The sequence below is a fragment of the Exiguobacterium sp. J17977 genome (genome assembly GCF_018616375.1).
GTDB lineage: Bacteria > Bacillota > Bacilli > Exiguobacteriales > Exiguobacteriaceae > Exiguobacterium > Exiguobacterium mexicanum.
In genome coordinates this window covers 420,106-446,773 of record NZ_JAEQBB010000002.1, presented here as the reverse complement: position 1 = coordinate 446,773, position 26,668 = coordinate 420,106, and the positions used below count along the sequence as shown (strand labels likewise).

At 55.0% G+C, this 26,668-nt stretch carries 24 protein-coding genes, 1 pseudogene and 1 riboswitch; of the genes and pseudogenes, 23 read left to right on the top strand and 2 right to left on the bottom strand.

Going from position 1 to position 26,668, the window contains the following annotated elements; genetic code table 11:
- The first annotated feature begins 1 nt into the window (after position 1).
- The 7 genes from carB to KNO58_RS05775 all read left to right on the top strand — a co-directional run bounded on the left by carB (position 2) and on the right by KNO58_RS05775 (position 8,000).
- Positions 2–3,205: a carbamoyl-phosphate synthase large subunit gene (gene carB / locus KNO58_RS05805; RefSeq protein ID WP_214752270.1), complete on the top strand. Its 3,204-nt coding sequence runs from the start codon at positions 2–4 to the stop codon at positions 3,203–3,205.
- Positions 3,202–3,921: a dihydroorotate dehydrogenase electron transfer subunit gene (locus KNO58_RS05800; RefSeq protein WP_214752269.1), complete on the top strand. Its 720-nt coding sequence runs from the start codon at positions 3,202–3,204 to the stop codon at positions 3,919–3,921. Before carB ends, KNO58_RS05800 begins: the two co-directional genes overlap by 4 nt.
- On the top strand, positions 3,918–4,844 hold the full coding sequence (locus tag KNO58_RS05795) for a dihydroorotate dehydrogenase (RefSeq protein ID WP_214752268.1): 927 nt from the start codon (positions 3,918–3,920) through the stop codon (positions 4,842–4,844). Before KNO58_RS05800 ends, KNO58_RS05795 begins: the two co-directional genes overlap by 4 nt.
- The gene (gene pyrF / locus KNO58_RS05790) at positions 4,819–5,523 is read left to right on the top strand and encodes an orotidine-5'-phosphate decarboxylase (protein WP_214752267.1); all 705 of its coding nucleotides are present in this window, start codon (positions 4,819–4,821) and stop codon (positions 5,521–5,523) included. Before KNO58_RS05795 ends, pyrF begins: the two co-directional genes overlap by 26 nt.
- Positions 5,507–6,136, top strand: a complete 630-nt coding sequence (pyrE, locus tag KNO58_RS05785; protein WP_214752266.1) for an orotate phosphoribosyltransferase — start codon at positions 5,507–5,509, stop codon at positions 6,134–6,136. Before pyrF ends, pyrE begins: the two co-directional genes overlap by 17 nt.
- A gap of 131 nt (positions 6,137–6,267) precedes the next feature.
- A complete protein-coding gene (locus KNO58_RS05780) occupies positions 6,268–7,068 on the top strand; it encodes a hypothetical protein (RefSeq protein ID WP_235045182.1) in 801 nt (266 codons plus the stop codon).
- Complete coding sequence (locus KNO58_RS05775) at positions 7,065–8,000, top strand: FUSC family protein (protein ID WP_214752265.1); 936 nt, start codon at positions 7,065–7,067, stop codon at positions 7,998–8,000. The genes KNO58_RS05780 and KNO58_RS05775 overlap by 4 nt, the downstream gene beginning before the upstream one ends.
- Positions 8,001–8,387: 387 nt before the next feature.
- On the opposite strand, the gene KNO58_RS05770 is transcribed toward KNO58_RS05775, so the two are convergent.
- Positions 8,388–10,076 carry an Rqc2 family fibronectin-binding protein gene (locus KNO58_RS05770; RefSeq protein WP_214752264.1) on the bottom strand — a complete coding sequence of 563 codons (1,689 nt, stop codon included), beginning with the start codon at positions 10,074–10,076 and terminating at the stop codon, positions 8,388–8,390.
- Between the two features lie 131 nt (positions 10,077–10,207).
- Here KNO58_RS05770 and gmk point away from each other — a divergent pair, with 131 nt between their 5' ends.
- The 14 genes and pseudogenes from gmk (at position 10,208) to KNO58_RS05705 (ending at position 24,091) form a co-directional block, all read left to right on the top strand.
- Positions 10,208–10,855 carry a guanylate kinase gene (gmk, locus tag KNO58_RS05765; protein ID WP_029595720.1) on the top strand — a complete coding sequence of 216 codons (648 nt, stop codon included), beginning with the start codon at positions 10,208–10,210 and terminating at the stop codon, positions 10,853–10,855.
- Complete coding sequence (gene rpoZ / locus KNO58_RS05760; protein ID WP_021067071.1) at positions 10,855–11,064, top strand: DNA-directed RNA polymerase subunit omega; 210 nt, start codon at positions 10,855–10,857, stop codon at positions 11,062–11,064. The genes gmk and rpoZ overlap by 1 nt, the downstream gene beginning before the upstream one ends.
- Positions 11,065–11,123: 59 nt before the next feature.
- A complete protein-coding gene (gene coaBC / locus KNO58_RS05755; protein ID WP_214752263.1) occupies positions 11,124–12,314 on the top strand; it encodes a bifunctional phosphopantothenoylcysteine decarboxylase/phosphopantothenate--cysteine ligase CoaBC in 1,191 nt (396 codons plus the stop codon).
- On the top strand, positions 12,311–14,635 hold the full coding sequence (gene priA, locus KNO58_RS05750; protein WP_214752262.1) for a primosomal protein N': 2,325 nt from the start codon (positions 12,311–12,313) through the stop codon (positions 14,633–14,635). The genes coaBC and priA overlap by 4 nt, the downstream gene beginning before the upstream one ends.
- An 11-nt stretch (positions 14,636–14,646) precedes the next feature.
- Positions 14,647–15,072 (top strand): annotated as a pseudogene (gene def / locus KNO58_RS15465) (peptide deformylase); the annotation flags it as partial.
- 45 nt (positions 15,073–15,117) lie between these two features.
- Complete coding sequence (gene fmt / locus KNO58_RS05745) at positions 15,118–16,032, top strand: methionyl-tRNA formyltransferase (protein WP_312845873.1); 915 nt, start codon at positions 15,118–15,120, stop codon at positions 16,030–16,032.
- 1 nt (position 16,033) lies between these two features.
- On the top strand, positions 16,034–17,362 hold the full coding sequence (gene rsmB, locus KNO58_RS05740; RefSeq protein WP_214752260.1) for a 16S rRNA (cytosine(967)-C(5))-methyltransferase RsmB: 1,329 nt from the start codon (positions 16,034–16,036) through the stop codon (positions 17,360–17,362).
- 2 nt (positions 17,363–17,364) lie between these two features.
- Positions 17,365–18,450, top strand: a complete 1,086-nt coding sequence (gene rlmN, locus KNO58_RS05735) for a dual-specificity RNA methyltransferase RlmN (protein ID WP_021067076.1) — start codon at positions 17,365–17,367, stop codon at positions 18,448–18,450.
- A gap of 8 nt (positions 18,451–18,458) precedes the next feature.
- Positions 18,459–19,193: a Stp1/IreP family PP2C-type Ser/Thr phosphatase gene (locus KNO58_RS05730; RefSeq protein ID WP_214752259.1), complete on the top strand. Its 735-nt coding sequence runs from the start codon at positions 18,459–18,461 to the stop codon at positions 19,191–19,193.
- Positions 19,194–19,198: 5 nt separating this feature from the next.
- Positions 19,199–21,148, top strand: a complete 1,950-nt coding sequence (gene pknB / locus KNO58_RS05725) for a Stk1 family PASTA domain-containing Ser/Thr kinase (protein WP_214752258.1) — start codon at positions 19,199–19,201, stop codon at positions 21,146–21,148.
- A gap of 44 nt (positions 21,149–21,192) precedes the next feature.
- Positions 21,193–22,077, top strand: a complete 885-nt coding sequence (gene rsgA, locus KNO58_RS05720; RefSeq protein WP_214752257.1) for a ribosome small subunit-dependent GTPase A — start codon at positions 21,193–21,195, stop codon at positions 22,075–22,077.
- A gap of 1 nt (position 22,078) precedes the next feature.
- On the top strand, positions 22,079–22,735 hold the full coding sequence (gene rpe, locus KNO58_RS05715) for a ribulose-phosphate 3-epimerase (RefSeq protein WP_214752256.1): 657 nt from the start codon (positions 22,079–22,081) through the stop codon (positions 22,733–22,735).
- Between the two features lie 19 nt (positions 22,736–22,754).
- A riboswitch (TPP riboswitch) is annotated at positions 22,755–22,855 on the top strand.
- A 76-nt stretch (positions 22,856–22,931) separates the two neighbouring features.
- On the top strand, positions 22,932–23,504 hold the full coding sequence (thiT, locus tag KNO58_RS05710) for an energy-coupled thiamine transporter ThiT (protein ID WP_214752255.1): 573 nt from the start codon (positions 22,932–22,934) through the stop codon (positions 23,502–23,504).
- Positions 23,504–24,091 carry a thiamine diphosphokinase gene (locus tag KNO58_RS05705; RefSeq protein ID WP_214752254.1) on the top strand — a complete coding sequence of 196 codons (588 nt, stop codon included), beginning with the start codon at positions 23,504–23,506 and terminating at the stop codon, positions 24,089–24,091. Before thiT ends, KNO58_RS05705 begins: the two co-directional genes overlap by 1 nt.
- Positions 24,092–24,149: 58 nt before the next feature.
- Here KNO58_RS05705 and rpmB read toward each other — a convergent pair whose 3' ends face one another.
- Complete coding sequence (rpmB, locus tag KNO58_RS05700; RefSeq protein WP_015881349.1) at positions 24,150–24,338, bottom strand: 50S ribosomal protein L28; 189 nt, start codon at positions 24,336–24,338, stop codon at positions 24,150–24,152.
- Between the two features lie 253 nt (positions 24,339–24,591).
- On the opposite strand from rpmB, the gene KNO58_RS05695 reads away from it, so the two are divergent.
- Positions 24,592–24,954, top strand: a complete 363-nt coding sequence (locus KNO58_RS05695) for an Asp23/Gls24 family envelope stress response protein (protein ID WP_016509701.1) — start codon at positions 24,592–24,594, stop codon at positions 24,952–24,954.
- 22 nt (positions 24,955–24,976) lie between these two features.
- The gene (locus KNO58_RS05690; protein WP_214752253.1) at positions 24,977–26,668 is read left to right on the top strand and encodes a DAK2 domain-containing protein; all 1,692 of its coding nucleotides are present in this window, start codon (positions 24,977–24,979) and stop codon (positions 26,666–26,668) included.

The window sequence follows — 26,668 nt, the reverse complement described above, 5'->3', positions numbered from 1 at the left end:
CATGCCAAAACGACCAGATATTCAGAAAATCCTTGTAATCGGATCCGGCCCAATCGTCATAGGACAGGCGGCAGAATTTGACTATGCTGGTACCCAGGCGTGTCTTGCCTTGAAAGAAGAAGGATATGAAGTCATCCTCGTCAACTCGAACCCGGCGACAATCATGACCGACCCGACGACGGCGGACCGTGTCTATATCGAACCGCTCGAACCGGAGTTCGTCGAACGGATTATCCGTCAAGAGCGACCGGACGCGCTCCTCGCCACACTCGGCGGCCAGACCGGCCTCAACTTGGCGATGGAACTCGATCGCCGCGGCGTGCTTGAAGATTGCGGCGTCGAATTGCTCGGAACGAAATTGTCGGCCATCGAACAGGCCGAGGATCGGGAACAGTTCCGCGACCTCATGTATAAGCTCGGCCACGGGGTACCGGAAAGCGAAATCGTGCAGTCGCTCGAATCGGCTTGGGGCTTTGCCGACCGGATCGGCTATCCGATTATCATCCGTCCGGCGTACACGCTCGGAGGAACCGGTGGCGGGATTGCCCATGACCGGAATGAATTCGAACAGTTCGTCGAATCAGGACTGAAAGCGAGCCCGGTGACACAAGTGTTGCTCGAAAAATCGATTGCCGGCATGAAAGAAGTCGAATATGAAGTGATGCGCGACTCGAGCGACCAGGCCATCATCGTCTGTGCGATGGAAAACTTTGATCCGGTCGGGGTCCATACGGGCGACTCGATCGTCTTCGCCCCGACGCAGACCCTGTCGGACCGCGACTATCAGATGCTCCGCAGCGTCTCGCTCGACATCATCCGCGCCCTCGGCATCGAAGGGGGATGCAACATCCAGTTCGCCCTCGACCCAGACAGCTTCACGTACTACGTTATCGAGGTCAACCCGCGTGTCTCGCGCAGTTCGGCGCTCGCCTCGAAAGCGACGGGATACCCGATTGCCAAGTTGGCTGCGAAAGTAGCGGTCGGATACAAGTTGTCAGAATTGAAGAACCCGGTGACGGAGACAAGTTACGCCTCGTTCGAACCGGCGCTCGACTATGTCGTCGCTAAAATTCCGCGCTTCGCTTTCGATAAGTTCGAGACGGCTGACCGCCGGCTCGGCACTCAGATGAAAGCGACCGGGGAAGTGATGGCGATCGGCCGCAACTTGGAGGAAGCGCTCCTTAAGGCTGTCCGTTCGCTTGAACTCGGGACAGAAGACTTGGCCGTACCACGGCTCGCACAATTGACGACGGATGAGCTCGATCGCGAGTTGACGACGCCGACGGATGAGCGACTCTGGATGCTTTATGAGGCACTCCGTCGCGGTTATTCGACGGAACAGTTGCATGAGCTGACGAAAATCGACCGTTTCTTCCTATCGAAACTCGCACGGATTTGGCAACATGAAGAGACGCTTCGGCTTGAGCCGCTCACGAAAGAACGACTCGTCGAAACGAAGCGTCTCGGGTTCAGCGATAAGATGATCGCCCGCATCGTAAACGAGAATGTGGAGACGGTGACGACGCTTCGGAACGACTGGGGCATCCGTCCTGTGTACAAGATGGTCGACACGTGTGCGGCTGAGTTCGCCTCGGAGACACCATACTTTTACGGGACGTACGAAGTTGAGAACGAGGCTGTGAAGACGGACAAGCCGTCGATTCTCGTCCTCGGATCGGGCCCAATCCGCATCGGCCAAGGTGTCGAGTTCGACTACGCGACCGTCCACTCGATTCAGACGATTCGTGACGCAGGTTATGAAGCGATCATCATCAACAACAACCCGGAGACGGTGTCGACCGACTTCTCCATCTCGGACCGGCTCTACTTCGAACCGCTCACGACTGAGGACGTGCTCGAGGTCATCCGCAATGAACAGCCGCTCGGTGTCATCGTCCAGTTCGGCGGCCAGACGGCCATCAACTTGGCGGCCTCGCTCGAAGCGGAAGGGGTCCGGATTTTAGGGACGTCGCTCGAAGACATCGACCGCGCCGAAGATCGGAAAGCGTTCGAAGCGACGCTCTCGGCCGAACGACTCGCCCAACCACCAGGCAAGACGGCGGTCACGGTCGAAGAGGCCGTCGCCTGCGCCGACATGCTCGGCTATCCGGTGCTCGTCCGCCCGTCATACGTCCTCGGCGGCCGGGCGATGGAAATCGTCTATGAGCGCTCGGAACTCGAGCGGTACATGCGCCACGCCGTCGTCGCCTCGAAAGACCGTCCTGTCCTGATTGACCGCTACTTGACGGGCATTGAGATTGAAGTCGACGCCATCTGTGACGGGACAGACGTCTACATCCCAGGCATCATGGAACATATTGAACGAGCCGGAGTCCACTCGGGTGACTCGATCGCCGTGTACCCGCCGCAACGGTTAAGCGAAGCATTGAAACAGAAAGTCGTCGATTACACGATCAAACTCGCCAAGGCGTTCAATATTAAAGGGTTGCTCAATATCCAGTTCGTCTACGCGGACGACTTATACGTCATCGAGGTCAACCCGCGGGCGAGCCGGACCGTGCCATTCATCTCGAAAGTGACGGGGTTGCCGGTCGCACGCATCGCCACGCAGACGATTCTTGGGACGAGTTTGAAAGACCTCGGATTAGGGACCGGCTTGCATCCGGAAGCGGACGCCATCTCGGTCAAAGTACCGGTGTTCAGTTTCGCGAAACTGAAAGAAGTCGACCCATCGCTCGGACCGGAGATGAAATCGACCGGTGAAGTCATGGCGACCGACCGCACGCTCGAAAAAGCACTGTATAAAGGACTCGTCGCCGCCGGCATGACGATTGCCTTGAAAGGGAACGTCCTGTTGACGGTCGCCGACCAAGATAAAGATGAGGCGCTCGACATCGCCCGCCGCTTCAACCGACTCGGATTCCGCCTCATGGCCACGTCCGGTACGGCGCAGGCGCTCGCGGCTGATGGCTTGCCGGTCCACCCGGTCGGGAAAATCAATGAGGCCGGTGAGACGATGCTGAGCGTCATCGAGCGCGGGGAAGTCGATATCGTCTTGAACACGACGACGCGGGACGCCCTGGCGACGAAAGACGGGTTCATCATCCGCCGGGCCGCGGCCGAGCAAGGAGTGCTCTGCCTGACGTCGCTCGACACGGTCAAGGCGCTGCTCCAAGTCATCGAGAGCCTGTCGTTCCAAACGACGAGTTTACCGGCGTTCACGACGTTCGGGGTGACCGTATGAGACAACTCGCGACCATTGTATCGAACCGATTGATTGCGACCGCGACGATGGAGATGAAAGTCGAGATCGCACCGCAAGAAGTTGCGCCGGGAACGTTCTTCCATGTGAAGACGTCAGAGCTGTTGCGCCGGCCGCTCTCGGTCGCGAACGTCGAAGCCAACGTCGTCACGTTCCTGTATAAAGTCATCGGGGCCGGCACGGCAGATTTGGCCGCGCGTCGGACGGGTGACGTTTTGGACGTCCTCGGCCCGCTCGGCAACGGCTTCCCGCTCGAACAGACGGATAAACGGGTCGTGCTCGTCGGTGGGGGCATCGGGGTGCCGCCGCTCTACTACACGCGGCGTATGCTTGCCGCCCGTGGCATCGAGACGGTGGCCATTCTCGGGTTTGATACGAAGACGAGCATCTTTTATGAAGACGCGTTCCGTGAACTTGGGGAGACGATCATCACGACCGTCGACGGAACGTATGGTGAAATGGGATTTGTGACCGGGCCGCTCGCACGGGTCGACGCCGATGTGTTGTTCAGTTGCGGGCCGGAACCGATGCTGAAAGCGGTCGCTGCGTCACACATCGAAGAGCGCTATCTCTCAATCGAGAATCGGATGGGGTGTGGCATCGGCGCTTGCTTCGCTTGCGTGTGCGAAGCGCCAGGCGGCTACGTCAAAGTATGCAGTGACGGACCGGTATTTAGGGCAGAAGAGGTGACGCTATGAGACTACACGTCGATTTGCCAGGCTTACAGTTAAAGAATCCGATTATGCCGGCATCAGGCTGTTTCGGATTCGGGGAAGAGTTCGCCAAACTATATGACTTATCCATGCTCGGTGGCATCATGATTAAGGCGGCGACAGGCGAGTCTCGGTTCGGCAACGGGACGCCTCGGGTCGCCGAGACGGCACAAGGCATGTTGAACGCGATTGGTCTGCAAAATCCGGGTGTTGACGCCATTATCGAGGACAAGCTTCCGTTCTTGTCCACGTTCGATACCGAGATTATCGCCAACGTCGCCGGCTCGACGCCCGAAGAATACATCCACGTCGCACGCCAGATGAGTGCCGACCCGACCATCAAAGCGCTCGAACTGAACATCTCATGTCCGAACGTGAAGTGCGGCGGCATGCAGTTCGGGACCGATCCCGATATGGCGGCGGAATTGACCCGACTCGTCAAAGCGGCGTCAACGAAACCGGTATACGTCAAACTGTCGCCGAACGTCACGTCGATCACAGCGATGGCGAAAGCGGTCGAAGCGGCCGGGGCCGATGGCATCACGATGATCAACACGCTCGTCGGGATGCGCATCGACGTCACGACCGGGCAGCCGATTCTCGCCAACCGGATTGGCGGCCTGTCCGGGCCGGCCGTCAAACCGGTCGCCATCCGCATGGTGTATGAAGTCGCTCAGGCCGTCGACATCCCGATTATCGGGATGGGCGGCGTACGGACGGTCGATGACGTCTTGGAGTTCATTTATGCGGGGGCTTCGGCAGTCGCGGTCGGAACGGCCAATTTTGAGAACCCGTACGTCTGTCAGGAAATCATCGAAGCGTTGCCGGGACGACTCGACGAGCTTGGCATCAATCACATTTTAGACATCAGGGGGAAAGCTTATGAACAGACTGTATCTCGCGCTTGATGTTGAAACGGCCGCCGACGCGTTCCGCTTATTGGACCGAATCGATCAAAAACCGGCCGTCAAAGTTGGGATGGAACTGTTCTATCGGGAAGGGGGCCGCTTTGTCGAGCAACTCGTCGACAGCGGCTACCCGGTCTTCTTAGACGTCAAAGTCCATGACATCCCGGAGACGGCACGACGGACGCTCCGCCAAATCGGCCGCCTCGGTGTCGAGTTGACGAACGTCCATACACTCGGTGGAGAGACGATGATGCGTTACGCCTTAGATGGCTTACGTGACGTGTCCGACACGACGAAATTGATTGGCGTCACCCAGTTGACGTCGACCGATGAACGGATGCTTGCCGACGAGCTGCACATCGACGGGGGACTCGAACAGTCCGTCTTAAGACAGGCTGCGATGGCCGACCGGGCCGGGCTCGACGGCGTCGTCGCATCGGTGCACGAGGCCCGCGCGATTCGCCAGGCGCTCGGCTCGTCATTTTTGACCGTGACGCCAGGAATCCGTATGAACGAGACAGCGGACGACCAAGTCCGAATCGCCACGCCAAAAGCGGCTCGTGACGCCGGCGTGTCGGCCATCGTCGTCGGCCGACCCATCACCCGAGCCGTTGATCCGAACGCTGCCTATGCATACTACTTACAAGAATGGAGTCGAACTTATGAGACAAATCGCTGAAGCTTTACTACAGATTGAGGCCGTGACGCTGTCACCGGAAAAGCCGTATACGTGGTCGAGCGGGATGAAGAGTCCGATTTATTGTGACAATCGCTTGACGCTCAGCTATCCTGACGTCCGCAATCTCATCATCGATGCGCTCGTCGAGGCGGTCCGCCCGCTCGACGTCGACGTCATCGCCGGGACAGCGACAGCGGGGATTCCCCATGCGACGCTTGTCGCCGATCGGCTCGGGATGCCGCTCGTCTACGTCCGTTCAAGTGCGAAAGGACATGGGAAAGGGAATCAAATCGAGGGTCGGTTTGAACCGGGGGCCCGTGTCGTCGTGATTGAAGACTTGTTGTCGACCGGATCATCGAGCATCGAGGCCGCCAAAGCGATTCAGGAAGCGGGCGGGGAAGTCGTCAAAATTCAAGCCATTTTCTCCTACAGTCTGAGCCGTCTCCACATCAATCTGTTGGACTCGGGCTTCACGGCGCATGCACTGATTACACTTTCGGATGTGCTCGACGTTGCCGTCAAGAAGCGAATTATCAGTAAAGAAGAAGTTGCATCCTTACACGATTGGCGAAACGATCCGACCGGTTGGAGTGAACGTGTCTTATCTTCATAACCTGCAACGAGAATCCACCTCCGGGCGGATTCTTTTTCTATTCGGTACATGGCATACTGAACATGTTAGAATAGGGAAAGCAGTCAACAAAGGAGATGTGTATGGCGTATTCTAGAATGAAGGGAAAATCCTTGAAAGTCCGTTTTCAAGCGATCCCGAAACATCGTAAACTTGCGTTCGGACTCGTCCTCACCGTCTTGCCCCTCATTTTCTTCTTGAATTTATTCATATTCAGTCACGTGTTGGCACTTGGGGACACGTACGAGGACCGCTATCAAATGAAGAAACTTCGGCTCGAGACGGCGCACGGAAATGTCGAGTTCGTTCGCAGCACAAATGAGAAAGTCCACATTGATGTGTTACAGACGAACTCTAAAGAGCGTCGCATCAAAGTCAAATCGGTCGGCGATACGATTTCGGTCGTCGAACGATACGGCCAATTCAGTCAATTTGGCAGTCGAGCGAGCGATGAACCGTCTCGTTATAAAATCCGAGTCGCTTTGCCGAGCTCGATGACATCGATTGAAGTCGAGGCCGAGCAAGTGACCGGCCAAGGACTCATTGCCAAGACAATCGTCTTGGAGGCGAACGCCGTCAATGTAAAAAAACTCGAAAGTGATCGACTTCGTGTCGAGACGCGTAGTGATACGACGCTTGAGACCGTCCGTGTCGTCACAGGCGATATCCGCTCGTATCGAAATGCGACGGTGAGCGACATCGTCGTCAATCAAAGCATGACGATTCAAACGGAGGCGGGGACGCTCGCGTACGCGCCGCGTAATGCGACCGGACAAGTGAACGTCACGACGACGGGTAATGTGACGGCGTCGGAACGGTTCAATGAAATCGGGGGCGGCGTGTACCATCTGTCGAACTCGAACCGACCAAACATCGAACTCATTTCCGAGACAGGAAAGGTCGAGCTGAAATGATGAACAAACGTTACATCCCAAAAGTCGGACTTCGAACTTTGAAGACCGGCATCGCCGTTGCCATCACGATTGCCTTGTCCTGGTACGTGTTCGGCATCTATTCAGGCATGGGGGCCATCGCGGCCGTCGTCGCGATGCAACCGACCGTGAAACGGTCATCAAAAATCGTCTTCAGTCGCATCTTCGGAACGATGGTCGGGCTCATGTGCGGTCTCCTGATTGTCTATGCGTTCGGGGTCAACCCGATTTCAATCGGGCTCGCCGTCATCGTCGCGCTCACGCTCAATACGACGTTCGATAAGACGCACATGTCGACGTATGCGGCGTTCGCAATCGTGCTCATGCTCGAGAACCCGACGACCGACTTCTTCCACTATGCTTGGACCCGTTCACTGTTGACGGCCGTCGGTGTCTTTGTCTCGCTCGGTGTCAACTATGCGTTCATGCCGCCTCGTTACGAGGAGCGGTTGCTCAGTGAGATTCGGAAGACATCGGCGTACATGTTCCAGCACTGGCGCGAGCTCGTTGGTTCGCCGTCCGAGCTTCTCGAGACACGGGCCCGCATCCTCGGCCATCAGGAGCTGCACATGATGCTGCAAGAGGATATGAAAGTGACGAACGTGAAATTGAAGCATTTGACGATGAAGCAGTACCGGTTGTTGATTCACCTTGAGGACAAGCTCGTCTTGTTGCTCGAGAGTCTCGCTGAACACCGGGAGGCGCTGTTGGTCATGGACGAGGAAGAGCGCCGGGCGTTCGAGTCCGAGTTTTTATACCTGCTCGCGCATCACCACGATATCCTTTATACGTGTGACAAGCCGCATGCGCTGTTCACGTTGCCGCATGAGGATTTATCCGTTTCTGAAATCTTACACGGGCACTTGCTCGACTATCATGAACAGCTCGAAGCGTTCAAACATAATCCGAAATGAAGCAAGGCCCCGTTTAGCGACGGGGCCTTTACTTGTTGCCAGTATAAGTGGAAATGTCATATTTACACATGCTTTAGCCGGCACCCTCCGTTCCTGGGGCGATGCGGCTGCCTCCGCAGTGCGTGCCGCACTTTACGGGGTCATCCTTGCATCGCTGTCCCCTAGGAGTTCGGGTGCCGCCCTTGGCATGTGTCTGCTCGGCTGTCAATCAGACGTGCACCGTCCGTCGGCGCCCCGACTCCTGCAGGAAAGCAACCCAACGGAGACCCAGCAGCGACATTGAGTCGCGATGCGGCTCCGGGGTTGCCTGCGGAAAGCGTGGGCGCCGAGAGGACGAGTTACCATGGACTAACAAAAAAAGACCACGTCATGTGACGTGGCCTGAACTTATTGCTGGAGTGATTTGACAAGCCGCTCATCCGGCGTGACGTAAACCGTCTGTTGATCCGTATAGATGACGAATCCAGGCTTGGCACCGCTCGGTTTTTTCACATAGCGTGCTTTCGTGTAGTCGACCGGCACGCCGCTCGAGGCACGGGCCTTCGAGAAATAAGCGGCGACGGTCGCCGCCTCGAGCAACGTCGTCTCATCGGGTTCGCTCGAACGGATGATGACGTGGGATCCGGGTATATCTTTCACATGGAGCCAAATCTCGTCGCGACGGGCGAACTTGAACGTCAAATGATCGTTTTGCGTATTGTTCTTCCCGACGAAGAACTCTGTCCCCGTTGACGATGTATACGCTTCGAGCGAAATTTTCTTCGTCTGTTTCTTCTTTTGATTCCGTTGTTTCATGTAGCCGCCTTCGGCCAACTCTTCTCGAATCTCGACGATATCGGCCGGTGAGGCGACGTCGAGCTGGGCGACGAGAGTCTCTAAATACTCAATCTCGGCGTCGTTCAATTCGATTTGTTTCTGCACTTCGACTTTGGCGACTTTCAACTTGTTGTATTTCTTGTAGTACGCTTGTGCGTTCTCGTTCGGTGTTTTGAGCTTGTTGAGCGGGATGTCGATCATGCCGCCTTCCTCGTCGTAATAATCGACGACGTGGGCGACGCTCATGCCTTTCTCGAGCTGGAACAAGTACGTCGTCAACAGCTCCCCGTATTTTTGAAGCTCGTCGGACCGTTCCGTCGCCTTCAAATCGTCAAGCAGTCGCTTGCGCTTCAACAGGTTTTTCTCAAGCTCGGACTTGAGCAGACGCTCGACATCGTGGGCTTGTTGTTTGACGCGGTCGCGGTTCGCTTTCTCATAGAAGAAACGGTCGAGCACGTCTTTGCTCGTCTCATAGCGCTCTTCAGAGGCGATCTCACCGGACGTGAGCACAAGCGGGCTGAAGCGCTCTTTGCCCGACGCGAGCTGTTGGAAGACGTAAGGGCCTTCGAGGTCGCTCATCACGCTGACGAACGACTCCTCGATGCTGGCCCGGTTCGGGAGTTTGGCCCGGTGGACAATCTCTTGGGCGATTTGCGGGCTCAGCCCAGCGAAACTGGCCACGAGCTGCTTGTCGAGCGAGCCGGCGTTCCAGTCGATTCGTTTCAAGCCGGCTTCACGCTCCGTCAACGGATCACACTTGTCTTGGGCCGGTGGCAATAAGTACTCGCTGCCCGGCATGATCGTCCGGTACGTGTTCTGTGACGGCGGGAGATGTTTGATGGCGTCTAAAATCTTGCCATCCTCGTTCGTCAAGACGACGTTCGAGTGGCGCCCCATCAGTTCGATATACACTTTCTTATTCTCTTCGTCGCCGAGCTCGTTTCGTGAACGGATTGACAGGACGATGACACGGTCACGTCCGACTTGTTCGATTGCCGTGATGAAGCCACCTTCGATGTGTTTGCGGAGCATCATACAAAACATTGGCGGTTCTTGCGGGTTCTTGGTCGGGTTATCAGTCAGTTGGAGCCGCGCGTACATCGCATTCGCCGAAACGAGCAATTGGACGCTTTGGCGGTTCGAGCGGACTTGAATCATCAAATCGAGCGAATACGGTTGGTGCACGCGATTGATGCGCCCACCGACGAGCGCTTGTAATTCTGTTACAACACGATATGTCATTAATCCATCATATGCCACTAGTCTCATCACCTTTGTTCTTTTTCTGTCTCTACGTTATCAGATTCACGGAAAATATGGTACGATGAAGTAGGAAATCCGAACTTCTTCTTGCCGGAACAATTGATTGACTGCTATTATAATTAAATGTGATGTTAGAAGATGGAGGTCTTGCAGTGAATTTTAAAGAACGAGGATTATTAATCGTCTTGTCTGGCCCGAGCGGCGTCGGGAAAGGTACCGTTTGTCGAGTACTCCGTGAAGAGAAGGACAACAACCTTCAATATTCGGTCTCGGCGACGACCCGTAAACCGCGCGAAGGAGAAGTGGAAGGCGTACACTACTTCTTTAAGACGAGAGAACAATTTGAACACATGATCGAGCATAAGCAACTGCTCGAGCACGCTGAATTTGTCGGCAACTATTATGGGACACCGGTTGAATGGGTTCGTGAGACACTCGAAAGCGGGAAGGACGTCATCCTCGAGATTGAAGTCCAGGGCGCTTTCCAAGTGAAAGAGCGTTTCCCGGAAGCGGTCTTTTTATTCTTGGCTCCGCCAAGCCTGCAAGAACTACGTAACCGCTTAGTCGGTCGAGGCACGGAATCGGAAGACGTAATCAAGCAACGCTTGCTCGTCGCCCGGGAAGAAATTGAATTGATGGATGCATACGATTACGTCGTTACGAATGATGAAGTGGATAAAGCGATCGATCGTATTAAAGCGATCGTGACGGCCGAACATTGTAAACGTGAACGTGTCGCGTCTCTCTATAAAAAAGCCATGATGGAGGTCATTTAATGTTATACCCTTCGATTGATGCCTTACAACGTATCATCCCGTCGAAATACACAATCGTCACGGTGGCCGCGAAGCGGGCCCGCCAAATTCAGGACGGAAAAGCAACAAAAATCGCCGCGCCAAAATCGTATAAGCCGGTCGGTCAAGCGCTAGAAGAATTGTATTCGGGTGACACGACAATCATCACGAACGAAAAAAACAACGGATGAATTGTGACCCAAGTCGGATGCGACTTGGGTCTCATTGTCTATAAGGGGGAGAATTGTGAATGTTGAACGATCGGAATATCTTGCTTTGTGTGAGCGGTGGTATCGCGGCGTATAAGGCGTGCGCGCTCACATCGAAACTCGTCCAGGCCGGTGCGAACGTTCGAGTGGCGATGACCGCGTCAGCCGAAGAATTCGTCGGCAAAGCGACGTTTCAGGCGCTCAGCCGAAATCCGGTTTACACCGACGTGTTCGAGGAACACGATCCGACTAAAATCGCCCACATCGACGTCGTCGATACGAGTGATTTAATCGTCGTTGCACCCGCCACGGCGAATATGATTGCGAAACTCGCAGCCGGTATTGCCGACGACTTCATCACGACCTCGATTTTAGCGGCCAAGTGCCCCGTCATCGTCTCACCGGCGATGAACGTCAATATGCTCGAACATCCGGCCACGCGCCGCAATATCGAGACGCTCAAAACGTTCGGCTATCAAATCATCGAACCGGGCGTCGGAAATCTCGCGTGCGGGTGGATTGGTGGCGGACGCCTTCCGGAACCGGAAGACCTCGTCCGTATCGTCGAGAGCCAGTTCGTCCCGAAACATCTGCTCGGGAAACGCGTGCTGATCACGGCCGGTCCGACGGTCGAACGCATCGACCCGGTCCGCTTTTTATCGAACGACTCCTCTGGCAAGATGGGCGTCGCGCTCGCCGCGGCTGCCCGCGATATGGGCGCATACGTTACGCTCGTACACGGACCGCTGCAAGTACCCGTACCGGACGGTGTGACCGCCATCGCTGTCGAATCAGGCACGGATATGCTCGAGACGGTGCTCGCCCGTTTCGATGACCAAGACCTCGTCATCAAATCGGCCGCCGTCGCCGACTATCGCCCGAAGACGGTCCATAGCGAGAAACATAAAAAAGTGCACGGCCCGTTGACAATCGAACTCGAAGAGACGACCGATATCTTGAAGACGCTCGGGGAGAAGAAGACGCACCAGCTCCTCGTCGGTTTTGCGGCCGAGACGGAAAATCTCGAGCAACACGCCCGCGATAAAATCGCCCGCAAACGAGTCGACTATCTCGTCGCCAACGATGTGTCCAAACCAGATATCGGATTCCGCGCCGATGACAACGAAGTCACGTTGTTCCGAGCGGACGGGGCTCACGTCCGCTTACCCCGACAGAGCAAGCGTGAACTCGCTGTCGAGTTGCTCACACATTTTAAGGAAGATTTGCGATGATTGCCCACGTCCATGTCGACGCGCCCGTCATCACGATTGACCGTCCGTTCGATTACGAAGTGCCGCCCCAGTTCGAGACGTTAATCGAACCGGGCATGCGCGTCTCGGTCCCGTTCGGCTCACGACGCCTGCTCGGAATCGTCACCGGTGTCTCAGAAGGGACGCGCGAAGGGTTGAAACCGCTCGAAGCCCTATTAGATGAAGAATCATCACTGACGGACGAGTTGCTCGACTTGTCGACCCACGTCAAAGAGACGACGCTCTGCTTCCGGTCGTCGGCACTCCTCGCGATGCTACCGGCAGCGCTGAAAGTGAGCTACGACAAAGAGATTAAAGGCGAGACGCTCCCGGACGGCGTTCGAGCCGGTACCCATCTTTCCGAGTATCCGAAAGAGACGCAGTCTATCATCTTGGCGCTCGCCAAAAAAGGGGACATCTTGCTCGCACCGGTGTTAAAAGAGAAACGGACGGTGAAGACGGACCTCGTCATCGAGCTCATCGATGCGACGCTCATCCCGGCCCGGGCGAAGAAACAGCAAGAAGCGATTCAGTTGCTAAAGGACGTCCCGCGGATGTACTGGTCGTCGTTACGCCAAATCGGCTTATCACGCGCGCAACTGCAAAAGATGGAGACGCTCCGTGCCGTCAAAGTGACCGAGGTCGAACTGAACCGCGACCCGTATGCCACGATTGAACAGGTCATCGAGACGGTCGAACTGAATGAAAGTCAAGCCACGGCCGTCCATGCCATCCGCGACGCGGAAGCCGGAGAGACGTTGCTGTTGCACGGTGTCACCGGCAGTGGGAAGACCGAGGTCTATTTAGAAGCAATCGGTCAAGTCGTCGATGACGGCAAACAGGCGATTTTGCTCGTCCCGGAAATCTCACTCACGCCGATGATGGTCAAACGATTCAAACGTCGCTTCGGAGACCGGGTCGCTGTCCTCCATAGCGCTTTGTCGCAAGGTGAGAAATATGACGAATGGCGCAAAATCAAACGACGTGAAGTCGATGTTGTCGTCGGGGCACGCTCCGCGATTTTCGCACCGCTCGAAAACATCGGCCTCATCATCTTGGACGAAGAGCATGAAACGACGTACAAGCAAGAAGAGAATCCGCGCTATCACGCGCGGGACGTCGCGATTTGGCGGGCCGAGTATCACGAGTGCCCGGTCGTCCTCGGAAGTGCGACCCCGTCGCTCGAGTCTTACGCCCGCGCCCAAAAAGGCGTCTATCGCTATTTACAACTCAGCGAACGGTATGGCGGCGAGATGCCGCCGGTCCATATTATCGATATGCGGCGTGAGCTCGCCAAAGGCAATACGACGATGTTCTCAGAAGATTTATTCGTCGCCATCAACGACCGCATCGCCAAAAAAGAACAGTGCGTCATCTTGCTCAACCGGCGCGGCTTCACGACGTTCGTCATGTGTCGCGATTGCGGGGAAGGGCTCACTTGTCCGCACTGCGCCGTCAATTTGACGTATCACCAACATGGCGACCGGCTCAAATGCCATTATTGCGGCTATGAGATTGGCATGCCGTCGAAGTGCCCGACGTGTGACAGCAAGAAAATCAAACAGTTCGGCACCGGCACGCAAAAAATCGAGACCGAGCTGTTGAATCGCATCCCTGAGGCGCGAATCATTCGGATGGACCAAGATACGACATCCCGTAAAGGATCGCACGAACAACTGTTGAAACGCTTCGAGGATGGGGAGGCTGACATTTTGCTCGGTACCCAGATGATTGCCAAAGGGCTCGATTTCCCGAACGTCACGCTCGTCGGCGTGCTCGCGGCGGATGCGACGCTCGGCATGCCCGATTTCCGGGCGACCGAGCGCACGTTCCAACTCGTGACCCAAGTCGCCGGTCGGGCCGGGCGCGGCAGTCTGCCGGGTGAGGCGTACGTTCAGACGTATAACCCGGATCATTACGTCATCGAGACGGCGAGCGAACACGATTATGAATCGTTTTACGCCCGGGAGATGCAACTGCGCCAAGTCGGTAACCATCCCCCGTATTGGTACGTCACACTCGTCACGTTCGCAGCGGAAAGTCCGCTCGTCGCCCAAGCCGAGGCCGAGCTGTTCGCCGCCGATTTTGTCGAGGCGCACGTGGCCCAGTCGCGATTGAACGGGCCGATGCCGGCGCCGTTATCGAAACTGAAGAATTTGTTCCGCTATCAGTTGTTCATCAAGACGAAACATCCGGAAGCGTTATATCCCGTCCTCGCCATGCTGCAACAGGCACGGGCGAAAGCGATAAGTAAAAAAGAATATCAATTGAGTATCGATGTAAACCCATACGTATTCATGTGAGGTGGAACCAGATGTATAAAGTAGTAGAGATTCCAAATGAGATTTTACGGGTCACGTGTGATCCAGTGACAAAGTTTGATAAAAAATTGCGTCAGACGGTCGATCGACTGTTCGACACGATGTATGAATATGATGGGGTCGGCGTGGCCGCCCCACAGGTCAATTTGAATCAACGGCTCGCCGTCGTCCATACGGATGATGAGACGGGACCGCTCGTGTTGATCAACCCTGAAATCATCGAGACGTCGGGGACCGAAGTCGGTCTTGAAGGCTGCTTGAGCATCCCAGGTGAGTTCGGGTTCGTCGAACGGCATGAAACGATCGTCGTCAAGACGCAGGATTTGAAAGGCCGCACCCAACAAGTGAAGGCGAGCGGATTCTTCGCCCGGGCGATTCAACATGAGATTGACCATTTGGACGGGGTATTGTTCACGGACAAACTCGCCGTGCCGGACAAAGGGACGGATCAACGCATCGTCTTCATGGGGACGCCGACGTTTGCCGTATCCGTACTTGAGCGCTTGCTCGAAGAAGGATACAATGTCGTAGGTGTCGTCTCGCAACCGGACAAGCCGGTCGGACGTAAACGCGAACTGAAACCGACGCCGGTGAAAGAGTGTGCCCTGCGCCACAATATCCCGGTGTTACAGCCTGAAAAGGTGCGGACCGATTACGCGGATATCTTGGCACTCGAACCGGACTTGATTGTGACGGCGGCGTACGGACAAATCGTCCCGACCGAACTGTTAGAAGCACCGAAACATGGCGCTATCAATGTCCATGCCTCGCTCTTACCGAAACATCGAGGTGGCGCACCGATTCATCAAGCTATCCTCGATGGGGACAAAGAGACGGGCGTCACCATCATGTATATGGTCGATAAGCTCGATGCTGGCGACATGATTGCCAACACGGTCGTCCCGATTGAAGAATTGGACACGGTCGGTACGTTGTTCGACAAGCTCGCGGTCGCAGGATCAGACTTGTTGCTTAAGACGCTTCCTGCCTTCCTCGCTGGTTGGATTGAAGCCATACCGCAAGACGAGCGTGACGTCACGTTCGCACCGAACATCAGCCGAGAGCGGGAACAGATTGACTGGACCCGTGCCGGTGCAGACATTTATAACCACATCAGAGGGATGAATCCGTTCCCGACGGCGTATACGACGATTGCCGGAGAACGGGTCAAACTGTTCTTTGGGTCGAAAACGACAGGGACGGGTGAACCGGGAACGATTGTACGGCTTGAAGAGGATGGATTTGTCGTCGCGACAGGCGACGCGGTCGCCATTAAAGTGGTCGACTTGCAACCATCTGGGAAAAAACGAATGGACGGGGCCACATTTATGCGTGGGGCCGGCCAAAAGTTACAAGTCGGCGATCGACTAGGAGGATAATATGAACGTACGAGTTGCAGCACTGGATACGCTAATCAAAATCGAACAAGGCGGCGCCTATTCGACGATTGCGGTCAATGATTTATTGAAACAGAAGAAATTGGCGACGAAAGATGTCGGCCTATACACAGAGCTCGTCTATGGGACGCTTGGCCGGAAACGGACGCTCGATTATATTTTAGAGAAGCGGGTCCAAAACCCGAAAAAATTGGACCGTTTCGTTTTGCCGCTCTTACGGATGAGCGTCTATCAACTGTTTTATCTCGACAAGATTCCGGATCGTGCCGTCTTGCATGAAGCGGTCGAGATTGCGAAGAAACGGGGCCACTCTGGGACCGGCAAGTTCGTCAACGGTGTGTTGCGCAACGTCATTCGGGACGGGTTCCCGGATTTGAGCACGCTTCCGGACGCCGAACGGATTGCCATCGAACATAGCCATCCCGATTGGCTCGTCGCCGAATGGGTGGAGACGTATGGTGTTGAAGCGACCGAGGCGATGTGTAAATTGAACAACGAGCCGGCGCCGGTCACGGTACGGGTCAACCGCCAACGCGTCACGGTCGAAGAGATGATCGAGCGGCTCGCCGAAGTCGATGTCATCGCGACACGTTCGGAGCTATCAGCGGACGGACTCATCATCGAATCCGGGAACGTTCACGCGACAGCGTTCATCAATATGGGCTTGTTGTCGATTCAAGACGAGAGCTCGATGATTGTCGCCGATGCGCTGCAAGCCGGTAAAATGGAACACGTGCTCGACGCATGTGCCGCACCAGGTGGAAAAGCGATGCATACAGCGGAACGCATGGACGGTGGAACGCTCGTCGCCCTCGACTTGCATCCGCATAAAGCGAAGTTGATTGAACGTCAAGCGAAGCGTCTGCATATCGATGGAGTGACCGCACTTGCCCTCGATGCCCGCCAGGCCGGGGACAAATTTGAACCGGAGAGCTTCGACCGGATTTTACTCGACGTCCCATGTTCAGGACTCGGTGTCATTCGTCGCAAGCCTGATATCAAATGGACGAAAGACAAGTCCGCCCTCGCCGGACTGCCGAAAGTGCAACGTGAAATCATTGACGCCGTCTTGCCACTGCTTAAACGAGGTGGTACGCTAGTGTACTCGACATGTACCATCGATCCGACTGAGAATGAACAGCAGGCCGATTACATTTTGTCGAACGGATTGACGTGGGATGAGACACTCCAAGACCGTCTTCCACAAGTATTGCGCCCGATGGTGTCATCGGACCGCGCTGAACTCAAATTACTCCCGACGTCGTTCGGGACGGACGGTTTCTATATCGCCGCATTCAAGAAAGAGGTATAAACATGAATCCAAAAGCAGTTGAAAAAAATCCATTAGTCGGTGCCAAGCCGTCACTCTATTCCCTCACGTACTCAGAGCTCGAACAGTGGCTCATCGAGGCAGGAGAAAAATCATTCCGCGCGAAACAGTTATATGACTGGATGTACGTCAAGCGTGTGACATCGTTCGACGATATGACGAACGTCTCGAAACCGCTCCGCGAGAAATTAGATGCGGCGTTCCAATTGACGACATTGAAAGAACTCGTCCGTCAAGAATCAAAGGACGGGACGATCAAGTTCTTGTTCGAGCTTCAAGACGGTTATTCTATCGAGACGGTGCTCATGCGTCATGAGTACGGAAACTCGGTCTGTGTCACGACACAAGTCGGCTGCCGCATCGGTTGCACGTTCTGTGCTTCGACGCTCGGCGGTTTGAAACGTAACTTAGAAGCCGGTGAAATCACGGCCCAAGTCCTCGACGTCCAACGTGCGCTCGACGCGAGCGAAGAGCGGGTCGACTCGGTCGTCGTCATGGGAATCGGCGAACCGTTCGATAACTACGACGAATTGATGCGTTTCTTGCGCACGGTCAACCACGATGACGGCTTGAACATCGGTTCACGTCACATCACCGTGTCGACGAGTGGGATCGTACCGAAGATTTACAAGTTTGCCGATGAAGGCATGCGCATCAACTTCGCCATCTCGCTTCACGCGCCGACGACGGAGATTCGGACACGCCTCATGCCGATCAACCGTGCTTACAACTTGGACAAGTTGATGGAAGCCGTCAACTATTATACAGAGAAGAGCGGTCGCCGCATCACGTTCGAATACGGTTTATTCGGCGGGGTCAACGACACGGAAGAACATGCGCATCAACTCGCTGACTTGTTGAAAGGCGTCAAATGCCACGTCAACTTGATTCCAGTCAACCACGTGCTCGAGCGCGACTACGTCCGCACACCGCGTAAACAAATTTTTGCCTTTGAAAAAGTGCTCAAAGATCGAAAAGTGAACGTGACGATTCGTCGCGAACAAGGTTCGGATATCGATGCGGCTTGTGGGCAGCTTCGAGCGAAGGAGCGCGAACAAGAAACGAGGTAATCAGGAAGATGGAATTAGCATACCGAACCGACCGCGGCCAAGTGAGGGCACAGAACGAGGATGCCGTCTTGATTTTAGGGGACGAACATGCCGGGATTGCTCTCGTGGCCGACGGGATGGGGGGGCATGAAGCCGGAGAGGTCGCGAGTCAGCTCGTCATTGAGCAGTTTCGTCGTGCCTTCTCGACGCTTCCGGCCTCGCCGATGGAGATGGAGAATTGGTTCCGCCACAACGTGGAACTGGCCAATGAACAAGTACTCGATTTTTCGAAACAAGCCAACCTGCTCATGATGGGGACGACGATCGCTGGTGTATGTTGGCACGATGAGACGATCGTCATCGTCCACGTCGGGGATAGTCGTGTGTATGCCTTGCGTGATGACAAGCTGCAACAATTGACGGAAGATCATTCCTACGTGAACGTGTTGAAACAACTTGGCGAATTGACTGAAGAAGAGATGCGCGTCCATCCGAAACGAAACATTATTACCCGTTCAATCGGCTCGAATGAGCATGTCGAACCTGATCTGCAAGTGTTTGCCGAACCCGAGTTTGACACGATTTTAATCTGTACGGACGGTTTGACGACCCATTTGACCGATGAGGAGATTAAGCAAGTCTTGAAACGTCCCGTCTCGGCGGACGTCAAGGCGGATTTATTGATCGATCAAGCCAACCGTTTGGGTGGGAGCGACAACATCACCGTTGCCCTCGTCCAGTTCACAGATAGAAAGAGAGGATGAATCCGATGCGAAGTGGAGAACGAATCAACGATCGTTATCGGATCGAACAGCAAATCGGCAGCGGCGGCATGGCAAATGTCTACCGGGCTCACGATGAGATTTTAAACCGAACCGTCGCCATCAAGGTGTTGCGATCTGAATTCTCGCATAACGAACAATTTATACGCCGGTTCGAACGGGAAGCCCACGCGGCCACTAGTCTGAACCATCCGAATATCGTCGCCATCTACGACGTCGGAGACGAGCGCGACATCTATTACATCGTCATGGAACATGTCGATGGGATGACGCTCAAACAATATTTGCAAGAAGAGTACATATCTGTCGACGAGGCGCTCCGCATCATGGGACAGATTTGTGATGCCATCGACCACGCCCACGCCAATCGCATAATTCACCGGGACATCAAGCCCCAAAATATGATGATTGACCAGAGCGGGAACGTCAAAGTGACGGACTTCGGGATTGCGGTGGCCATGTCGAACGCGACGCTGACCCATACGATGTCAGTGCTCGGCTCGGTCCATTACTTTTCGCCAGAACAGGCGCGCGGGAAGTTCGCCGATGAGAAGTCAGATATTTATTCACTCGGTGCCGTCCTGTATGAACTTGTGACCGGACGTGTTCCGTTCATCGGCGAGACACCGGTCGCCGTCGCACTTCAACATTTGCAAGACGACCCGATTCGACCGATGGATTTGAACCCGAACATTCCGCAAGCGCTCGAGAACTGCATCATGCAGGCGCTCGCGAAATCACCGGGCGCCCGTCACACGTCGGTCGCCGCCTTTAAAAAGGATTGCATGACGGCACTCGACCCTGAACGTGCGAACGAGCCGAAACGCCTCAGCACGGAACAGGATGCATTCGACCAAACGCTCGTCATGTCGCCGGTCGTCCCGGACGAACCGAACGTCAACGAGACACCGGAACAACCGGTCGCTTCGAGCGAACCTGAGACCGCGAAACCGAAACCGAAACCGAAGAAGAAGAAAAAGTGGTGGCTTTGGCTCATCCTCTTGTTCTTGTTGATCGGCGGCGGAATCGGGGCTTACGTCATCGCCGATGAGATGTCCCGTGCCGTCGTGCCGGACGTCGTCGGGATGACGACCGACGAAGCGACGACCGAACTCGAAACTGCCGGTTTCGTCGTCGAAGCGACAGAACGGGCGAGCGATAATATCGCCGCTGGGGACGTCATCTCGCAGACGCCACAAGCCGGTCGGAAACCGAAACGCGGAACGACCGTGACGATTATCGTGTCGGCCGGGAAAGAGACGGTCGCGATGCCGGACGTCGAAGGATTGTCCCAGTCGGCGGCCGAGCGGACGCTCAAAGACCTCGACTTTGCGGATATCGAGATTCAATCCGAGGCGTCGGAGACGGTCGATAGTGGCGATGTCATCTCCCAATCGATTGCTCCGGACAACGAGGTCGTACCGTCTGAAGAGACGGTGACGCTCGTCGTCTCGACCGGCAGCAATAAAGTCGAACTCGCCAATTTGGCCGGGTATACGTTCGAGGAAGCGACGACGTACGCCGAACAGAATAGCTTGAAAATCGTCAAACGGGACGAGTATTCAACGAGCGTGCCCGCCAATCAAATCATTCGTCAGTTACCGACGGCCGGAACGGCCGTCGACCCGGGGACGGAATTGACCGTCATCGTGTCGCAAGGGGTCGAACCGACCGACGTCTCGATTGAACGGGAAGTCAACGTCGAAATCGAACCGCCTGCTGAAGGCGAAGAACCTGAGGCACTCGAGGTCGTCATTCGGACGGTCGACGCCCGTGGCGAAGTCGAAGTGTTGCGTGATAAGATAACGGAGACGACGACTTACTCGTACACACTCGTCATTGCACCGGACGAAGTCGGAACCGCGACGATCGAAGTCGATGGGGAAGTCGTCCGGACCGATACAGTGACTTACGCACAAGCAAAAGATGCACAATGAAGAGGTGGCGCGCGCGTCGCCTCTTTTTCTAAGGAGGTAATAGGATGAAAGGTACGATTATTCGATTACAAGGCGGGTTTTATGACGTCATGACGGAAGAGAAACAAGAGATCCGTTGTCGCGCCCGCGGCAATTTCCGCAACCGGAACATCTCGCCGGTCGTCGGCGACGATGTCGACATCCAAGACCAAGGGGACGGCACAGGCTACATCTTGGCCGTCGACGAGCGGTCGAACCATCTCGTCCGTCCGCCAATCGCCAACATTGACCAAGCGTTCTTGCTGTTCTCGGTCAAGGAACCGGCGTTCTCGTTCCATCTGCTCGACCGTTTCCTCGTCTTAATCGAGTCGAAGCAAGTCCACCCGATTATCGTCTTGACGAAGATGGATTTGTTGACGGAGGCGGAGCTTGAACCGATTCAAGCGGCAGCGGCCTTATATCGCTCCATCGGCTATGAGGTCATCGAGACGTCGACGGAGAACGGGGCTGGCATTGAACAGATTCGGGGGTCGTTCAAAGACAAGACGAGCGTGTTCGCCGGACAGACCGGTGTCGGTAAGAGTTCGCTCTTGAACGCGGTCGCGCCGGAACTCGAACTCGCGACCGGAAAAATCTCGAAATCGCTCGGCCGCGGCAAGCATACGACGCGTCACGTCACGCTCATCACGCTCGCGGACGGGCTCGTCGCCGACACGCCTGGCTTCTCGAGCCTCGAGTTCCCGGAAGAACTCGAAGTCGAGGAGATGCGCTGGTGTTTCCCTGAGTTCGTCGAGCGGCATGACGACTGCAAATTCCGGGGCTGTGCCCATTTGAACGAACCGGGCTGTGCCATCAAAGCGGCCGTCGAGGCGGGAGAAATCGCTTCCACCCGTTACGAGAATTATGTTACGTTTATGGCAGAGTTAAACGATAGACAACGGAGGTACTGACATGATTAAAATTGCACCATCGATTTTAGCGGCGGACTTCGCCAACTTAGAGGCAGAAGTGAAGGCGGTTCAAGAGGCCGGCGCGGATTACATCCACTTTGACGTCATGGACGGTCAATTCGTCCCGAACATCTCGATCGGTCTCCCGGTGCTCGCGAGCTTACGGAAGAAGTCAGATATGGTGTTAGATGTCCATTTGATGATCGACCAACCGGAGCGATTCGTCGAAGACTTCATCCAGGCGGGAGCAGATATCGTCACTGTCCACGTCGAAGCGACGAATCATTTGCATCGCGTGCTCCAACAAATCAAGGCGGCCGGTGCCAAATGTGGCGTCGTTCTCAATCCGCACACGCCTTTGTCATCGATTGAACACGTGCTCGGTGACGTTGATATGGTACTCCTCATGACGGTGAACCCTGGCTTTGGGGGTCAGAAATTCATCGAATCGGTCGTACCGAAAATTGCGGCGCTGAACGAGATGCGCCAAGCGCGTCGTCTCGACTTTGAAATCGAGATTGACGGTGGCGTCAACGCGGAAACAGCTAAATTATGTATCGATGCCGGCGCTGACGTGCTCGTAGCCGGATCGGCCATCTATAATGAGCCGAGCTACAAAGACGCAATCGATAGCATTCGCAACGCATCTCGTGTATAATCGTCCATAGAACAACAAATATTGTCGCAAGGGGTGTCACATTCTGTGGCTGAGAGGCATACGCTAACCCTTTGAACCTGTTCCGTTCACACGGACGTAGGGATGTGGCGAAAATGCACGTTGCTACTCGATAGCAGCATGGCGTTTACGTCATGCTGCTTTTTGTCGTTCGCTCATATATTAAGGAGGGAAATAGATGAAACAACGTTTAAAATTACAGGCGCTCATTGAAATCTCATTGTTCGCCGCACTCGGGCTGATTTTTGATTTGCTCATCCCGTTCCGGATGCCGCAAGGCGGGTCAATCAGCTTGGCGATGTTGCCGATTTTCGTGATGGCGTATCGTCACGGCTTGAAAGGTGGACTGGCGACCGGTGCACTTGTGGGAACGCTGCAACTCTTGTTCGGGGCCTATATCTTTACACCGGTCCAGTTCCTGCTCGACTACACGTTCGCTTACGGTGTCGTCGGTATGGCCGGACTGTTCGCTGGTCAAGTGAAACGAGCCGCCAAAGAGGAGGCGAAAAAGACGCTCATCGTCTATTTGGTGCTCGGGGCGCTCCTCGGATCATTGTTGCGTTACGGCGCCCATGTCTTGTCGGGAATCGTCTTCTTCGCCGAATATGCGGAAGGACCGGTCGTCGCCTACTCATTCGCCTATAACATGACGTACATGCTCCCGTCCTTCCTCGTATCGGCCGTCGTCCTCGTCCTCTTGTTCGTCTCGGCGCCGCGCTTTGCGACGCTCGCGACCCGAGACGTCCGCTAATGCGGGTGTTGATTGTGGCGGCGAGCCCGGAACCGATTTCAAGTCTCCCTGCTGACGTCGATTACATCATCGGCGTCGACGGGGGATACGAGACGCTGTTGGCCCACGGGCTGACTCCGAATCTCGTCGTCGGCGATTTCGACTCGTTCACAGGTGAAGTACCGCTCGACGCCGTCCGCTATCCGTCTGAGAAAGATGTGACCGACCTCGAGATTGCGCTCGAGGCGGCGCGGGGGCATGGTGCGACAGAGATGCTTGTCTATGGTGCGCTCGGCGGCCGGCTCGATATGACGCTCGGCAATATCGGTCTGCTCGAGGCGTATCCGGAGATGCGTCTCGTCACGGCAGGGCAGACGGTATGCCTCGTCGGCACGGGGCGCTATGAGCTCCCGCGTCAAGATGAGCACTATTTGTCCCTGATTCCGTGGAAGCAGGCGAACGTCACCATCCGTGGTGTCAAATATCCGCTCGACCGTCACGATGTCGTCAGCCATGAGGCGCTCACCATCTCGAACGAATGGGACGGTGAAGCGGCGGAATTGATCGTGCACGAAGGCATAGTGCTCGTGCTGTCTGTCAAAAAATGAACACAAAAAAATCCCATCGGCGAATGCCGCTGGGATTTATTTCGTTCGTGTATAAAAATTATACGCGTTCAACGAGACCTGATTTAAGAGCGCGAGCTGAAACCCAAACTCGTTTAGGTTTACCGTCAACGAGAATACGAACTTTTTGTACGTTTACACCCCAAGTGCGTTTTGTCTTGTTGAGTGCGTGCGAACGGTTGTTACCTGATTTAGGTGATTTACCTGTTACGTAGCATTTACGTGCCATGCGTTTCCCCTCCTTTTTTATGTGGGTTCGTCCTAATAGACACTCGTTTATATTAGCACGGGTTTTTTCACGATGCAACTAGAAAATCATAGGATGACAAGAAAAAAACTTGACATTACTGGAAAGGATTTTAATAATGAATGAGGGTTACGGCTACAATTGACCGAGTTTATGGAGCAGGTTCTTTTAATAACTAGGTACTTATTGTAGAATGTAGTGAAGGAATCATTCCGAATAAAGGAGGCTACTCCATATGGCAATTGAAATGAAGACAACATATGGCAATATTGACATCACGAACGACGTGGTCGCGACACTCGCAGGCGGTGCGGCGATGGAATGTTTCGGCGTTGTGGGAATGGCGTCTCAAGCTCAATTGAAAGACGGGATCGCAGAACTATTGAAACGTGAAAACTACGCCCGAGGCGTGGTCGTACGTCAAGATGGAGAAGACGTACATATCGACATGCACATCATTGTGAGTTACGGGACGAAAGTGTCGGAAGTCGCATACAACGTGCAAAGCCGTGTAAAATACACGCTCGGTGAAACTTTAGGATTAAACGTTTCGTCGGTAAACATATTCGTACAAGGCGTTCGTCTGACGAATGACTGACGAGAACGAAGGAGGATTTGGTGTGGGTTTAAAACGTTTAGATGGATTGGTGTTCGCGAACATGATCGCGAACGGTGCAGCCAACTTGAGCCAGAATGCGGATTATGTAGATTCGCTTAACGTCTTCCCGGTGCCGGACGGCGACACGGGGACGAACATGAATTTGACGATGACATCAGGTGCGAAAGAAGTGGCCGCACTTGACTCGGCGAATATCGCTGACGTCTCATCGAAGTTTGCGCGCGGTCTCTTGATGGGCGCACGTGGGAACTCCGGTGTTATTTTGAGCCAGTTGTTCCGTGGTTTCGGTAAAGCGATCGAAGGAAAGACAGAAGTGTCGACAGTCGATTTCGCCGAAGCGTTGAAACGTGGCGTCGACACGGCATACAAGGCGGTTATGAAACCGGTTGAAGGAACGATTTTGACGGTTGCTCGTGAAGCGGCCGACGAAGCGCTCCGTGCTTCAGAGTCGACGAGCGACTTCAACGAGTTCATGGAACTCGTGATCGTCGAAGCGAAAGCTTCACTCGAACGGACACCGGATTTATTGCCGGTCTTAAAAGAAGTCGGCGTCGTCGATTCAGGCGGTCAAGGCTTGCTCGTCATTTATGAAGGGTTCCTCGCGAGCCTCGAAGGCAAAGAACTTGAGAAACCACATGCACCGGTCATGGATGCGCTCATCGAAGCTGAACATCATGCCCATGCCGCGCAAGGATTCATGTCGACGGAAGACATCGAGTTCGGCTATTGCACGGAAATCATGGTCCGGTTCCAAGACGAGAAATTGAAGGACGACCCGTTCAACGAGGACGCGTTCCGCAATGAACTGTCTGAACTCGGTGACTCGCTCCTCGTCGTCGCAGACGAAGAATTGCTCAAAGTTCACGTTCACGTCGAGACGCCAGGTGACGTCATCACGAAAGGACAGCGGTACGGGGAACTCGTCGCTGTCAAAATCGAGAACATGCGTCAACAGCACTCGACCATCTTAGAAGAAGAGCATGGCGTCAACCAGCACGGCGTTCAAACGGCTGCTCCGACGGCTCCGAAGGCGAAAGCGCCGTTCGCGATCGTCACGGTCGCGATGGGCGAAGGTGTCAGCGAATTGTTCCGTTCACTCGGGGCGGCCCACGTCATCGAGGGCGGTCAGACGATGAACCCGTCGACGGAAGATATCGTCAAGGCGATTGAAGCGGCCAACGCGGATCACGTCTTCATCTTCCCGAACAACTCGAACATCATCATGGCTGCTGAACAAGCGGCCTCGGTCGCACCTTGCGGCGTCTCGGTCATTCCGACGAAGACGGTGCCACAAGGACTCGCGGCAGCCATCGCTTTCAATCCGGAAGCGGATGTGGAAACGAACGAGAGCGTCATGAAGGCTGCGGCAAGCGCCGTCAAGTCTGGTCAAGTGACGTATGCGGTCCGTGATACGAGCATCGATGGTGTCGAGATTCGTAAAGACGATCACATGGCAATCGCCGAGAAGAAAATCGTCGCCTCATCGGCCTCGAGCCTCGAAGCGGCGAAAGCGCTTGTCGACGCGCTCGTGGACGCCGATGACGAGATCATCACGATTTTGACGGGCGAAGGTTCGTCAGCAGAAGACGTCGCAGCACTCTCGGCGTACATCGAGTCGAAGAACGACGAGATTGAAATCGAGGTCCATGACGGGAAACAACCGCTCTACTCCTACATTTTTAGTGTGGAATAA

Bases quoted from the DNA above. Each gene is read 5' to 3' on its own strand.
- carB (WP_214752270.1), top strand. From the start codon at position 2: ATGCCAAAACGACCAGATATTCAGAAAATCCTTGTAATCGGATCCGGC.
- KNO58_RS05800 (WP_214752269.1), top strand. From the start codon at position 3,202: ATGAGACAACTCGCGACCATTGTATCGAACCGATTGATTGCGACCGCG.
- KNO58_RS05795 (WP_214752268.1), top strand. From the start codon at position 3,918: ATGAGACTACACGTCGATTTGCCAGGCTTACAGTTAAAGAATCCGATT.
- pyrF (WP_214752267.1), top strand. From the start codon at position 4,819: ATGAACAGACTGTATCTCGCGCTTGATGTTGAAACGGCCGCCGACGCG.
- pyrE (WP_214752266.1), top strand. From the start codon at position 5,507: ATGAGACAAATCGCTGAAGCTTTACTACAGATTGAGGCCGTGACGCTG.
- KNO58_RS05775 (WP_214752265.1), top strand. From the start codon at position 7,065: ATGATGAACAAACGTTACATCCCAAAAGTCGGACTTCGAACTTTGAAG.
- gmk (WP_029595720.1), top strand. From the start codon at position 10,208: ATGTTAGAAGATGGAGGTCTTGCAGTGAATTTTAAAGAACGAGGATTA.
- rpoZ (WP_021067071.1), top strand. From the start codon at position 10,855: ATGTTATACCCTTCGATTGATGCCTTACAACGTATCATCCCGTCGAAA.
- coaBC (WP_214752263.1), top strand. From the start codon at position 11,124: ATGTTGAACGATCGGAATATCTTGCTTTGTGTGAGCGGTGGTATCGCG.
- priA (WP_214752262.1), top strand. From the start codon at position 12,311: ATGATTGCCCACGTCCATGTCGACGCGCCCGTCATCACGATTGACCGT.
- fmt (WP_312845873.1), top strand. From the start codon at position 15,118: ATGGGGACGCCGACGTTTGCCGTATCCGTACTTGAGCGCTTGCTCGAA.
- rsmB (WP_214752260.1), top strand. From the start codon at position 16,034: ATGAACGTACGAGTTGCAGCACTGGATACGCTAATCAAAATCGAACAA.
- rlmN (WP_021067076.1), top strand. From the start codon at position 17,365: ATGAATCCAAAAGCAGTTGAAAAAAATCCATTAGTCGGTGCCAAGCCG.
- KNO58_RS05730 (WP_214752259.1), top strand. From the start codon at position 18,459: ATGGAATTAGCATACCGAACCGACCGCGGCCAAGTGAGGGCACAGAAC.
- pknB (WP_214752258.1), top strand. From the start codon at position 19,199: ATGCGAAGTGGAGAACGAATCAACGATCGTTATCGGATCGAACAGCAA.
- rsgA (WP_214752257.1), top strand. From the start codon at position 21,193: ATGAAAGGTACGATTATTCGATTACAAGGCGGGTTTTATGACGTCATG.
- rpe (WP_214752256.1), top strand. From the start codon at position 22,079: ATGATTAAAATTGCACCATCGATTTTAGCGGCGGACTTCGCCAACTTA.
- thiT (WP_214752255.1), top strand. From the start codon at position 22,932: ATGAAACAACGTTTAAAATTACAGGCGCTCATTGAAATCTCATTGTTC.
- KNO58_RS05705 (WP_214752254.1), top strand. From the start codon at position 23,504: ATGCGGGTGTTGATTGTGGCGGCGAGCCCGGAACCGATTTCAAGTCTC.
- rpmB (WP_015881349.1), bottom strand. From the start codon at position 24,338: ATGGCACGTAAATGCTACGTAACAGGTAAATCACCTAAATCAGGTAAC.
- KNO58_RS05695 (WP_016509701.1), top strand. From the start codon at position 24,592: ATGGCAATTGAAATGAAGACAACATATGGCAATATTGACATCACGAAC.